The following is a 12,758-nucleotide window of genomic DNA, read 5'->3' as shown; positions in this document are numbered from 1 at the left end:
CTTAAGCTATCGACTTGAGTAATCATCGGGATCGGATAATAATCGGTCTGGTGGTCAGGCCACCAGACCGGTTCACTATTCACCACCTGCGGTGATATTTCTGTGATTTAGATCACGCAAACATCAGGCAAGAGGCCGCTGTGGTGCCCGGGTGTGAGATGGATAGCAGCCTTGTCATCTGCGTATGGCGCTGCGGCATTTAATTTTCTGGCGTTTTGGCGGCTATGGTAAGCTGCGGGCTATTGTTTACAGGACATATGCTTATAGGGCATATGCTGACAGGACACGGCTGGCGCGGCCGGAGGGGATATAGTGTTACCCACACTGAAAGTTGAGCGGCTGTACCGGCAGATATCCAACCTGCTGATTAACTGTATCAGAAACGGTCAGTTTACGGCCGGGCAACTGCTGCCCTCGGAGCGTGAACTGGCGAAACAGCTGGGGGTGAGCCGCTCGTCCATCCGCGAGGCGCTGATTGCGCTGGAAATTACCGGTTGGGTGGAGATTCGCACCGGGAATGGCGTGTACGTCAACGACCCGCTGCCGGACGCGCCGCCCGCCGCACCGCCGGAAGACGAATTCAGCCTGCGGGCGTTCATTCAGGCCCGTCAGGTATACGAGGCGATGATGGCGGAGCTGGCGGCGGTGCATGCCACCGACGAGCAACGCGCCGCGTTGCAGGATATCACCCGCGACCTGTCACGCCTGCACGTCAACGACGCGCAATTTCTGCACGAAGACAAGCGCTTCCATCTGTTGATCAGTGAAATGTCCGGCAATGAAGTGCTGCAGGACATGATGGATTACCTGTGGAACAAGCGTCAGAGCAGCCGGTTTGTGCGGCTGGAAACGCTCTACGCCGACCCCGATTTCCCCCGCACCATGAATCAGGACCATGCCGATATTGCCGACGCCATCGTCGCGCGCGACCCGGCCCGGGCACGCGCCAGCATGGAACGCCATCTCCAGCATGTGTACGATCATCTGTTCAGCGGTGATAAGTAGGCGTGAGTTCCGCCAGAAATGAAAAAACCCCGGGGGGACACAGGCACCGGGGTCGAGGGTAATGATGAGCGTGGGCGATTATTTGTAGATCACCGCGTTGCCGCGCAGGGTGTTGTCGCCGCCAGCATAGGTGATGGTGTAAGCGGAAGCGCCGGCGGCCTCAGCCTGATGGGCCAGTTTGGCCTGCAGCGAGCTCAGATCGTTGGCGGTGGCGGAAACGGAACCGATTTTTTCCAGCTGCTGGGCTTGCTCATAGTTGACGCTCTGGGCGGCGAAAGAACCAAAAGATACGGTGGCAAGGGCAGCGGCGATAGCGATGGTTTTGATGTTTTTCATGATCTTTTTCCTTCCTCGGGTAAATGACGTTGAAAGGCGTTTGTCCTTTCGATAACGGAAAGGTTACGCCCTGTTGGCCTTCGTGGAAAACGGAGGTTGTTGAAGATATCTTTCTATTTTTTTGATGGGAAATACAGTCAGGAATGGAAAATAACTCAATGATTTCTATTGTCTTTGTTATTTTTTGAGCGATTTTTTAGGATATGCCAAGTTATGTCAAGAAGGCGAAAAATCTGTGAAGAATGAAGACAGTCAGATAACATTTAATGCTTTTTCACATCAGTTAACCAATATAAATATCTGGTCATGCGATGGCAACTGGTTGATTTATGACGTTCGGCCGCACGGATCTTCATTCACGGGATTGACCATCGAACGCGTCAACGTGGAAACCCGTCAGCGCGAGGTAATTTACCGCGCCGGGCAGGGCGCGCATGTCGGCGTAGCGACCGGCAGCCCGGTGGCGCCGCAACGTTATGTGTTTATCCACGGCCCGGAACACCCCGATGAGCGCTGGCAGTACGATTTTCATCACCGCCGCGGCGTGGTGATATCGGATGATGACCGCCAGCAGGCCACGACGCTGGATGCCTGCGTGCTGACGGCGCCGTATCTGGCCGGCGCGCTGCGCGGCGGTTCCCATGTGCATGTGTTCAGCCCGGACGGCAGCCGGCTGAGTTTCACCTACAACGACCATGTGCTGCACGAGCGCGACCCGGCGCTGGATCTGCGCAATGTCGGGGTGGCGGTGCCGCTGCATCCGGTGGCCGCGCCCCACCGCCATCCGCGCGAGCACGACGGCAGCCATTTCTGCGTGCTGGTGAGCGACACCACGCCGCAGCCGCGCCCCGGCAGCGATGACATCAACCGCGCCTACGAAGAAGGCTGGGTGGGGACGGCAGGCTATCTGCGTCCGGATGGATGCCGTCAGCGTTGGGCGCTGGCGTTTATCGGCGATACGCTGTCCGCTGGCGGCGAGAAGGTGCCGGAAGTGTTTATCGTCGATTTGCCGGAGCAACTTAACGATTACGCCCGCCCCGGCGAGCGGCCGTTGGGCGGCACCGACGATCGTTTGCCTGCTCCGCCTGCCGGCGTGCGCCAGCGGCGTCTCACCTTTACCGCCGACAGGCTACATCCCGGCGTAGTCAATCAACCGCGTCACTGGCTGCGCAGTTCGCCGGACGGCAGCCAAATCGCGTTTCTGATGAAAGACGATCGCGGCGTGGTGCAGTTGTGGACGGTATTGCCGAACGGCGGCGAACCCCGTCAGGTGACGCAGGGCGACTGGCCGGTACAGTCGGCGTTCAGCTGGCATCCGGACGGCAAATATCTGGCGTTCATTGGCGACAACAGCGTGATGCTGTGCGAAGTAGCGACCGGTCGGTTGATTCGCCAGACCGTGCGCAGCGAAACGCCGCCGGTGGGGGATGCGGTGGTGTTTTCGCCGGATGGCGATCGCATCGCCTACCTACGGGATATTGATGGCTACAACCAGATTTTTGTGGTGACGGTCATGCGTTAACGCCGGCGTTTTTCCTGACGGGCGGCGCGCCCAGACTGGCCCGCCGCCTGTTGTTTACCCCGCTTCCGCCCTTCTCTGGTGGTTTCCAGCGCTCCGCTGTTTTGATTACCCAATAAAACTGTTTCCTTTCAAACGATTGCTTTTTATTCACCGATCCGCCTCACAGTTCGCAGCAAAAAACATTGTCACCGACTCCGTGCTTCAAATACATTGCTAACTCGACTTAGCAAAGAGATTTCAGCATGAAAAACGGTTGCTTCATCGGTGTGGATGTCGGGTCGGCCAGCGTCAGGGCCGGGGTGTTTGACGGCAATGGCCAGCGTCTGGCGTTTGCGGTGCGGCCCATCGAACAGTTTCATCCTCGCACGCACGTGGTAGAGCAATCGTCGACGGATATCTGGCAGTCGGTCGGCGCTTGCGTACGTGAAGCGCTGGGCATGGCGGCGATAGCGCCTTCGCAGGTACGCGCCATCGGCTTTGACGCCACCTGCTCGCTGGTGGCGGTCGGGCCGCAGGGGCAGCCGGTATCGGTGGCTGAGCAGAACGACCCGCAGCGGGACATCATCATGTGGATGGATCACCGCGCCGCCGCCGAAACCGCCGACATCAACGCCACCGGCGACGACGCGCTGCGCTATGTAGGCGGCGAGGTGAGCATCGAGATGGAACTGCCCAAGATCCTGTGGTTAAAACGCCATTTCCCGGCACGTTATCAGCAGGTATGGCGCTTTTTCGATCTGGCGGACTATCTGGTGTGGCGCGCCACCGGTACGGACGCCGCCAGCGTTTGCACGCTGACCTGCAAGTGGAACTATCTGGCGCATGAAAACCGCTTTAGCGACAGCCTGTTGCAGGCGGTTGGGCTGGCTGATTTGCCGCAGAAAATCCCGCCGCGCATCCTGCAACTGGGCGACGCCGCTGGGACGCTGGCCGCCGACGTGGCGCGCGACTGGGGGTTGCCGGAAAACGTGGTGGTGGCCGGCGGCATTATCGACGCGCACGCCGGCGGGCTGGCGCTGGTGGGCGGCGAACCACAGGGCAGCCTTGCCGTCATTAGCGGTACGTCTAACTGCCATATGCTGGTCAGTCGTCAGCCGGTCGATGTGCCCGGCGTGTGGGGGCCGTACTGGGGCGCGATGTTGCCGCAGTGGTGGCTTAACGAAGGCGGGCAGAGCGCGGCGGGCGCGCTGGTGGAATGGACATTGCGCCAGCATGCGCAATGGCCGGCGTTGACGGCGCAGGCGGAGCAACAGCACCGTAGCCCGTATGCGCTGCTGAACGAGTGGGTGGCGTCGTTGGAACAGCGCGAACCGCTGCCGACCCGTCATCTGCATGTGCTGGCGGATCACCACGGCAACCGCTCGCCGCGCGCCAACCCGAATGCGCGCGGCATGGTGATGGGGCTGACGCTGGAACAAGGGCCGGATGCGCTGGCGCGGCTGTATCTGGCGACGCTACAGGCGATTGCTTATGGCACCCGCCACATTATCGAGGCGTTGAATCAGGCCGGTCATCAGATTACCCGGCTGACGATGTGCGGCGGCGCCACCAAAAATCCGCTGTGGCTGCGGGAATATGCCGCCATCACCGGTTGCGATATTCAACTGGCGAGCGAAGAAGACGCAGTGACGCTCGGCGCGGCGTTGCTGGGGGCGGTGGCCTGCGGCGCGTATCCCTCGCTGCCGCAAGCGGCGCAGGCGCTGGTGCAGCCCGGCCTGCTTATTCGCGCCGACCGATACAATCAGGCGTTTCACGACGCCAAATACCAGATTTATTTACAGATGTATGACTACCAGCAGGCCGCCCAGCAACAGATGAGCCGTCACTGATAGCCGAATTTTCTTCCGGCATCGTCCGGAACGGACACCAGGAGTACATATGTTGACACTGAATCTTCCCGCTTCACCCCGCCGGCTTTCCGTCGGCGAACGCGAGGTTTTGCTGGTTACCAATGCGGATCTGCGGGAGTCCGCCAACCTGACCTGCTGGCCGACCCAGCAGCAGTTTGAAAGCCGTCTACAGAGCGCGCTGGAACAACTGGGATACCGCATGACGCGCGCTCATGCGGTAGACAACGCCCGCGGGCACGGTTTCATCAGCAGCCAGCGGGAAGGCAGCGATGTGTTCGCCGCGCTCGACCCCGACGCGCCGGTGATCGTGCTGCTGACCGCCTGGCAATATTCTCACCATGTCGCGCCGTCGCTGGTGCACCACCGCGGCCCGGTATTGCTGCTGGCCAATTTCGACGGCACCTGGCCGGGGCTGGTGGGCATGTTGTGCATGGCGGGCTGCCTGACCAGTCTGGGGCGCACGTATTCCCGGCTGTGGTCGGAAACCTTTGAGGACGACGCGTTTCGTCAGGGGCTGGCGACCTGGCTGCGCGACGGCGCGGTCAGCCACAAGACCGGCTACCTGCGCCCGGTGGCGGCGTCTCATCCGCTGCTGGCGGCGCCTGCCGGTCAGATTGGCCGTCAGGTGGGGGAATACATTCTGCGGCATAAAGCGATTATCGGGCTGTTCGACACCTTCTGCATGGGGATGATCAACGGCGTGTTCCCGCAGCAGGCGATGGTGAATATTGGTATGCCGATTGAGTCGTTGTCCCAGTCGGCGTTGCTGGTGGAGATGGCGAAGGTGCCGCACGCCCTGCGTGAAAACTGTCTGGCGTGGTATGAGCAGCGTGGTATGCAGTTTGAGTTTGGCGACGACGGCAGCCGCCAGCTGACGCGGGATCAGGTGCTGGAGCAGTGCGCGATGATGATTGCGATGGCGCGCGTCGTGCAGCGCTTCGGGCTGACGGCGGTCGGGGTGCAGTACCAGCAGGGGCTGAAAGACAGCTGCGCCGCGTCCGATTTCGCCGAAGGGGCGATCGGCAACGCAGAGCGCTTCCCGCTGCCGGATGAGCAGGGCGAGCCGATTCGCCCCGATGTCGCTATCCCCTGCATCAATGAAGTGGACATGGGCAGCGCCATTCCGCAGGTGATGTTGTGGCATCTGCTGCATGGGCTGGGGCTACCGGCGGAAACCACGCTGCACGATATTCGCTGGGGCAGCGAGTATCAGGGCGTCTTCTACTGGGATTTGGAAATTTCCGGCGCGGTGCCGTTTGCTCACCTCAAAGGCGGTATCGCCGGCGCCACCGGCTATCGTCAGCCGCCGATGTTCTTCCCGTACGGCGGTTCCACCATCGCCGGGCAGGGCAAGGCGGGGCGTTTTGTCTGGGCGCGGGCGCATTACGAAGGCACGCAGGTGATCATGCATATCGGCACCGGCACGGCGGTAGAATTGCCAACTGATGAGTTTGAACGCCGCCGCCGCGCCACCAACTACGAGTGGCCGCTGCTCAACGCGGTGCTGGACGGCGTCACCCGCGACAACCTGATGGCGGGTCACCAGAGCAACCACCTGACGGTGGCGTATGTGGACGAGGATAAGCTTGCCGAGGTGCTGAAAGCCTTTGTCGCTCAGGCGCTGACGCAGCATATCCAGGTATGGACGGCGGGCGATGCTCACCGGTTGCTGGCGGAGTAAATCATGAATTACGACAACTCATCCTTCAGCGATGAAAACAAATACACCGGCATCTGGCCGGTGATGCTCACCCCGTTCGACGCGCGCGGCGAAATCGACTACGCCTCGCTGGCGCGGCTGGTGGAGTGGTATCTGGATGCCGGGGTGCACGGGCTGTTCGCCGCCTGCCAGTCCAGCGAGATGTTTTTCTTAAGCGATGCGGAAACCCGCGAACTGGTGCGCTTTATCGTGGCGCAGGTAGACGGCCGGGTGCCGGTGGTGGCCTCGGGTCATACCGCCAACGCGTTCAGCCAGCAGGTGGATCAGCTAAACGGCGTGGCGGAAACCGGCGTGGACGGCGTGATCCTGATCAGTAACCGATTGGCGCTGGCGGGCGAGCCTGACGAACAGGCGCTGGCACGGTTGCAGGCATTGACGGCGCAACTGCCCGCGCAGGTGGATTTGGGGATTTATGAGTGCCCTTACCCTTATAAGCGGCTGCTGTCTGACGAGACGGTCGCCTGGTGCGCGCGCAGCGGGCGCTACACCTTCATCAAAGACACCTGCTGCGATCTGCCGACCATTCGTCGTCGTCTGCAGCTGGCGCAGGGTACGCGTCTGCATCTGGCCAACGCCAACAGCCAGACGTTGCTGGCGTCGTTGCAGGCCGGCTGTCAGGCCTACAGCGGCGTGATGGCCAACTTCCACCCGCAGCTGTACGTGTGGCTGTTCGAGCACTGGCGCGAGCACCCGCAGGCGGCGCAGCAGCTGGCGGATTATCTCGGTACGGCGGCGCTGGCGGAGTTTCTTGATTATCCGGCCTGCGCCAAGTTCTATCAGCAGCAATGTGGTAATTTCTCGACCCATGTTTGCCGGGTGCGCAACAGCGCCGCCTACGGCGAGAGCTTTTTCCCACAGGCGATTGAGAGCATGCTCCGGCTGGGCCAGACGCTGGCGACGCAGCTCCCGGTACCGCGCCGGTAACCTGAAGGACACCCTGATGAAGCTGACAATGACAACACAGCAATTCGTCCTGCCTGAAGGGCATGACTACTTCGGCAACTGCCACGCCTCGACCGTGGCGGCATTGCCGGGCGGGCGGCTGCGGGTGGCCTGGTTTGCCGGCGAAAAGGAAGGCAGCGGCGATACCGCAATCTGGCTGGCCTGCGCCGAGCAGGGGCGCTGGTTGCCGCCGGTGCGGATAGCGTGGGAAGACGGGCTGGCGCACTGGAATCCGGTGTTGCACCAGCAGGCGGGCAAGTTGTGGCTGTTCTATAAAGTGGGCGCGGATGTGCACCACTGGCAGACCCGGGTGATGGTATCGACGGATGACGGCGCGAGCTGGTCTGCGCCGTGTCCGCTGGTGCCCGGCGACAGCGCGCCGCGCGGGCCGGTGAAGAACAAGCTGCTGGTGATGTCCAACGGCGAGTGGCTGGCGCCCGCGTCTGTCGAGGACGACCGCCACTGGGATGCCTTCGTGGATCTCAGCGGCGATCAGGGCCGGAACTGGCAGGCCGTGCCCATCCCGCTGACCCACCGCATACCCGGCGATGAAGGCGACGGGGCGTTATGGCAAGGACTGGAGCAGGCGGCGCTGTGGGAAAACGACCTGACGCGGGTGTTCCAGTGGGACGGCGTTATTCAGCCGTCGGCGTGGGAGTCGGCGCCGGGGCGGGTGCACGTACTGATGCGCAGCACGCGCGGCGCGCTGTACCGCAGCGATTCGGACGACTACGGTCGCCGCTGGCGCGAGGCTTATGCCATCGACCTGCCGAACAACAACAGCGGCGTCGATCTGGCGCATCTGGGGGCGGGTCGTCTGGTGCTGGTCTACAACCCGGTGACCGGCAACTGGCGCCATCGTTATCCGCTGACGGTAGCCTGCTCCGTCGATAACGGCGAACACTGGGAAAACCGCATCGACCTTGAGCAGGAGCCCGGCGAGTTTTCTTATCCCGCCATTATTGCCGATGGCGACACGGTTAATGCCGGTGGCGCCACATCTCATGCCGGTGGCGCCACATCTCATGCCGGTGGCACCACATTGCATGTGACCTACACCTGGAATCGAAAAAATATCGTTTACTGCGCGCTGATATTCAGCGGGTAGTCGTTGTAGCACTCAAAAAAACCTGTACCCTACACCCCCCGCCGACCTCCGGGTACGGCGGCGTCCGGATGGCTTTGCCTGAAGGGCGATAAAATCATAAAGCGAGGAACATCATGTCGATTTCCGTGGAATTATCCCAACACCAGGCGATGCACAATAAATCCAATATCCGCCGCGTGGTGATCTCCAGTTGGATTGGCAACACCATCGAGTTTTACGATTTCCTGCTCTACGGACTGGCGAGCGCGCTGGTGTTTGGCAAACTGTTCTTTCCCACCGTCAGCCCGGTCACGGCGATGCTGGCGTCATTCGCTACCTTCGGCGTGGGATTCATTGCCCGCCCGCTGGGCGGCATCTTCTTCGGCCACATGGGCGACACCCTGGGGCGTAAGCTGACGCTGTTGATTACCCTCGGCGGCATGGGGATGGCGACCTTTCTGATCGGCTGCCTGCCTACTTATCACCAGATCGGCGTCTGGGCGCCGGTGCTGCTGGTGGTACTGCGTTTCGTGCAGGGCTTTTTGGTGGGCGGCGAGTGGGGCGGCGCGATGCTGATGGTGGTGGAAACCGCGCCCGCCAACCGTCGCGGCTTGCTCGGTTCCATCCCGCAGACCGGCGGTTTTTCCGGACAACTGCTGGCGACGGCCATATTCGCCATGGTGTCGACGCTGCCGGAAGACCAACTGATGTCGTGGGGCTGGCGCGTGCCGTTCATGCTGAGCGTGGCGCTGGTGCTGGTGGGGCTGTATATGCGCCGCAAGGTGGACGAAACGCCGGTGTTCCAGCAGGTCCAGCAACAGCAGCAACAGCAGCAACAGCAGGCGCGTGAGAGCGAGCCGGCGCGTCGTCAAAGCCCGGTGGTGGAAGTACTGCGTAAACAGTGGCGCAGCGTCTGCCTGATTATGGTGCTGCGTTTCGCGGAAAGCGTGCCGTTCTTCCTGGCGACCGTGTTCGCCGTGTCCTACGCCACCGTACAGTTGGGCGTGCCCAAACAGACCATGCTCAACGTGATTATGGCGACCTGCGTGCTGGCGTTTCCGATGCATGCGCTGTTTGGCGCGCTGTCCGACCGGGTGGGCCGCCGTCCGATCTATATCTTCGGCGCGCTGTGCGCCGCGGCGATGGCGTTTCCGTTCTTCTATCTGCTGGAAAGCGGCTCCTTTGGGTTGATGGTGCTGGGGTACATCCTGCTGATCAACATCGCCCATAACTCCATCAACTCGGTACAACCGGCGTTCTTTACCGAACTGTTCGGCCCGAAAGTGCGTTATAGCGGCGCGTCCATCGGCGCACAACTGGGGGCGATTGTCGCAGGCGGTTTCACTCCGTTTATCGCCAAGGGGCTGACCTCGCTGGATAACGAGTCCTGGACGCTGGTGGCGACCTACGTCACGGTAGCGGCGCTGGTGGCGGCGTTCGCAGCCTGGAAAGCGCCGGAAACGTCGCGCCGGGATATGACCAAAGAGGTGTGATTTATTGATCGCGGCCAGGGTCGGCCGCGCTTTAGCTGCGTCGAGTTAGTTATTCCGCTACACTGGCCTCTTTCAGTTCTCACAGGGATATTCTGTTTCATGGCGAAAACAGTTGAACAGATTGCCAGTGCCTTGAAGTTGTCCGTGACCACGGTGCGTCTGGTGCTGAATGGAAAAGCGGAACAGTATCGGATCAGCGCCAAAACCCAGCAACGCATCCATCAGTACGTGACCGAGTACGGTTACACCGTCAATCACGTCGCCCGCAGCCTGAAGCTGAACAAAACCGAAACGCTGGGGCTGATCGTGCCCCGACTATCCAACCTGTTTTTCTCGACGCTGGCTGAAAAGCTCGAAACCCGCTGCCGCGAGGTGGGCTATCAACTGATGATCAGCTGTTCTTACAGCGATCCGCAGTATGAAAACCGGCTGGTGGAGGCGCTGTTGCAGCGCAATGTCGACGGGTTATTCGTGGTGCCGTCGTCGCTACAGTCGGCTCAGCACCACGCTAAGGTCGTGAAAAAGCCATTGGTGCTGCTGGATCGTGATTTCGGCATCGATCAACTGCCGCTGGTGATGAGTGACAACCTGCAGGGCGGGGCGGCGCTGACCGAAGCGATGCTGGCCGACCAACCTGCCGCGCCGCTGTTTTTCATGGCCGGCGACGTGCAGCAGCCGGCGATTCGCGACCGCCTGCGCGGGTATCGCCAGTCGGTGCAGCAGGCCGGGCTGACCCCGGCGGTGCTGGAAGCCAGCCATAACCGCCGTGAAGACGGCATGCTGATGATGGAGCAGTTTTTGCGCCAGCACGACGCGCCGCCGCCGGCGTTCATCGCGTCGTCACTGCCGGTGCTGGAAGGGATGCTGAGCGTGGTGCGCGAGCGCTATGGCTATATTCCGGCGCACATTAATATCGGCACCTTCGATGAACACGCCATGCTGGGATTTTTACCGAATACGCTCTGGTCAATGCGTCAGAACGAAGACGCCTGGACTGAACAGGCGTTTGCGGCGATGCAGCAGGCGCTGAACGGCGATGCGCCGCCGCATAAAGCGGTGATCCCCATGACCCTGATCCACCGCCGCCAGGCGGAAAGTCACTGACCGGCGTTATTTGCCGAAACCGGTATCATCATCGGCGGCGGTTCGTCTGCCTGCTTGCGGCGTTCGTATTCTTCCAGCCGGTCGCGGGCCGAGGTGTTGTGGTGGTCGCTGTGGACGCGATAATAGTCATAGGGCAGCAGTAGCGTATCCAGCATGGCGGAGAAGGGAACGTCCAGCGCCACCATCGGCATCATCGCCCAACTGGTGTCCTCGTCTTTCATGGTAGCCATGCTGGATTTGGTGCCGGAATAGTACCCCTGCTCGCCGCCAGAGTGAGTCATTACACTGGAGCAGCCACCGCATGTCGCCAGTATCCCGCCTGACAGTACGAACGACAATGAGGCATTTTTCAGTATGGTCATCATGCTACCCTGAGGAGAGTTTTCCCGGTTACGTGGTTGACTGCGCGTGCATCACCCTGCATATGGATTACGACCTTCACATGTTTTAGCAAAATGTGCTTGCTGTCCAGTGTATGTGATTACACCTGAACCGGGGAAAGAATAAGAGAATTTTCCTTCACGGTGTTGAAAAGCGGAGGTGGGTCACCATATTGATATCAGGCAAGACGGAAATACGCCGACAGGGTATTTCCCCACGCCAGACGCCTGTCCGAATGGAGGGCGGTTATCTTTCGACCTCGCTGCATGTTAGGAGGCAGTTTATGCGTAACCCCGATTTTTCCCCGCTGTATCGCTCCGCTATTGGTTTTGATCGTCTGTTTAATCTGCTGGAAGCCGGCCAGAGCCAGGGCAATGGCGGATATCCCCCGTATAACGTTGAGCTGGTTGACGAAAACCAGTACCGCATTGCGATTGCCGTGGCCGGTTTCGCTGAAAGCGAACTGGAGATCACCGCGCACGACAACATGCTGATTGTCAAAGGATCGCACAGCGGCGACGCCACCCCACGCAACTACCTTTATCAGGGCATTGCCGAGCGCAATTTCGAACGCAAATTCCAGCTGGCGGAACACATTCAGATCAACGGCGCCAACCTGGAAAACGGTTTGCTGTTCATCGATCTGCAACGGGTGATTCCGGAAACGCTGAAACCGCGGCGTATCGAAATCAAATAATCGTGATGGCCGCCGGCGCGCGACGCCGCGGCGATGAGTGAACCGATCTCAGCGATCTCTCTGAGTGATTGCATCTGTTCGTCCGCCGAATGGGGACGACCCGGCTGTCGCCGGAAACCGTTATCTCGCTTCACAGAAGGAGTTATGAGTATGCGCAACTACGATTTATCCCCCCTGCTGCGTCAGTGGATTGGCTTTGACAAACTCGCCAGCGCCATGGGCAACCAGGAAGCGGTGGAATTCCCGCCGTACAACATCGAAAAAGTCGATGACAACCATTACCGTATTACGCTGGCGCTGGCTGGATTTCGTCAGTCGGAGCTGGATATTGAAGTGGAAGGGCAGCGTCTGACCGTGAAGGGCGCGCCGACGCCGCCGGAGAAAAAGGCGCAGTACCTGCATCAGGGGCTGGTGTTCAAGCCGTTCTCGCTGAGTTTCACGCTGGCCGATCACCTGCATGTGTCCGACGCGCAGTTCCAGCACGGGCTGTTGCACATTGACCTGATTCGTGACGTGCCGCAGGCGTTGCAACCGCAGCGTATCGCCATCGGCCGCCGTGCGCCCGCGCTTCACGAGAAGGCGCCGGATGAACAGGCTTAACCGGCCATAATCGACCGCCCG

General features: G+C 60.7%; 12 protein-coding genes. 10 read left to right on the top strand and 2 right to left on the bottom strand.

What is annotated here, in order from left to right; all coding sequences use genetic code 11:
- Nucleotides 1-309: 309 nt before the first annotated feature.
- Nucleotides 310-1,005, top strand: coding sequence for a FadR/GntR family transcriptional regulator (locus CPA59_RS22080; RefSeq protein WP_038917389.1), 696 nt, complete (start codon nt 310-312; stop codon nt 1,003-1,005).
- A gap of 78 nt (nt 1,006-1,083) precedes the next feature.
- Here CPA59_RS22080 and CPA59_RS22075 read toward each other — a convergent pair whose 3' ends face one another.
- Complete coding sequence (locus CPA59_RS22075) at nt 1,084-1,341, bottom strand: YdgH/BhsA/McbA-like domain containing protein (protein WP_042858122.1); 258 nt, start codon at nt 1,339-1,341, stop codon at nt 1,084-1,086.
- A gap of 235 nt (nt 1,342-1,576) precedes the next feature.
- Here CPA59_RS22075 and CPA59_RS22070 point away from each other — a divergent pair, with 235 nt between their 5' ends.
- The 7 genes from CPA59_RS22070 (at nt 1,577) to CPA59_RS22040 (ending at nt 11,059) form a co-directional block, all read left to right on the top strand.
- Entirely contained in the window at nt 1,577-2,863 is a 1,287-nt protein-coding gene (locus tag CPA59_RS22070) for a DUF3748 domain-containing protein (protein WP_107760704.1), read from the top strand.
- 242 nt (nt 2,864-3,105) lie between these two features.
- Nucleotides 3,106-4,692 carry an FGGY-family carbohydrate kinase gene (locus tag CPA59_RS22065; RefSeq protein WP_107760703.1) on the top strand — a complete coding sequence of 529 codons (1,587 nt, stop codon included), beginning with the start codon at nt 3,106-3,108 and terminating at the stop codon, nt 4,690-4,692.
- Between the two features lie 49 nt (nt 4,693-4,741).
- On the top strand, nt 4,742-6,394 hold the full coding sequence (locus tag CPA59_RS22060; RefSeq protein ID WP_107760702.1) for a signal transduction protein: 1,653 nt from the start codon (nt 4,742-4,744) through the stop codon (nt 6,392-6,394).
- A 3-nt stretch (nt 6,395-6,397) separates the two neighbouring features.
- Complete coding sequence (locus tag CPA59_RS22055) at nt 6,398-7,357, top strand: dihydrodipicolinate synthase family protein (RefSeq protein ID WP_038917396.1); 960 nt, start codon at nt 6,398-6,400, stop codon at nt 7,355-7,357.
- A gap of 16 nt (nt 7,358-7,373) precedes the next feature.
- On the top strand, nt 7,374-8,483 hold the full coding sequence (locus CPA59_RS22050) for an exo-alpha-sialidase (RefSeq protein ID WP_107760701.1): 1,110 nt from the start codon (nt 7,374-7,376) through the stop codon (nt 8,481-8,483).
- Nucleotides 8,484-8,596: 113 nt separating this feature from the next.
- On the top strand, nt 8,597-9,955 hold the full coding sequence (locus CPA59_RS22045) for an MFS transporter (protein ID WP_107760700.1): 1,359 nt from the start codon (nt 8,597-8,599) through the stop codon (nt 9,953-9,955).
- A 99-nt stretch (nt 9,956-10,054) separates the two neighbouring features.
- Complete coding sequence (locus CPA59_RS22040; RefSeq protein ID WP_038917400.1) at nt 10,055-11,059, top strand: LacI family DNA-binding transcriptional regulator; 1,005 nt, start codon at nt 10,055-10,057, stop codon at nt 11,057-11,059.
- Here CPA59_RS22040 and CPA59_RS22035 read toward each other — a convergent pair.
- On the bottom strand, nt 11,053-11,424 hold the full coding sequence (locus tag CPA59_RS22035) for a YceK/YidQ family lipoprotein (protein ID WP_049842576.1): 372 nt from the start codon (nt 11,422-11,424) through the stop codon (nt 11,053-11,055). The genes CPA59_RS22040 and CPA59_RS22035 overlap by 7 nt on opposite strands.
- A 299-nt stretch (nt 11,425-11,723) precedes the next feature.
- Here CPA59_RS22035 and ibpA point away from each other — a divergent pair, with 299 nt between their 5' ends.
- Both ibpA and ibpB read left to right on the top strand, forming a co-directional pair.
- Entirely contained in the window at nt 11,724-12,137 is a 414-nt protein-coding gene (ibpA, locus tag CPA59_RS22030; RefSeq protein ID WP_013315795.1) for a small heat shock chaperone IbpA, read from the top strand.
- A 150-nt stretch (nt 12,138-12,287) separates the two neighbouring features.
- Complete coding sequence (ibpB, locus tag CPA59_RS22025; RefSeq protein ID WP_038917402.1) at nt 12,288-12,737, top strand: small heat shock chaperone IbpB; 450 nt, start codon at nt 12,288-12,290, stop codon at nt 12,735-12,737.
- Nucleotides 12,738-12,758: the final 21 nt, after the last annotated feature.

The sequence above is a fragment of the Dickeya sp. Secpp 1600 genome, from assembly GCF_003049805.1.
In the GTDB taxonomy this organism is placed as follows: Bacteria; Pseudomonadota; Gammaproteobacteria; order Enterobacterales; family Enterobacteriaceae; genus Dickeya; species Dickeya fangzhongdai.
The sequence above is the reverse complement of the archived record's forward strand: the minus strand, read 5'-3'. Positions and strand labels throughout refer to the sequence as shown.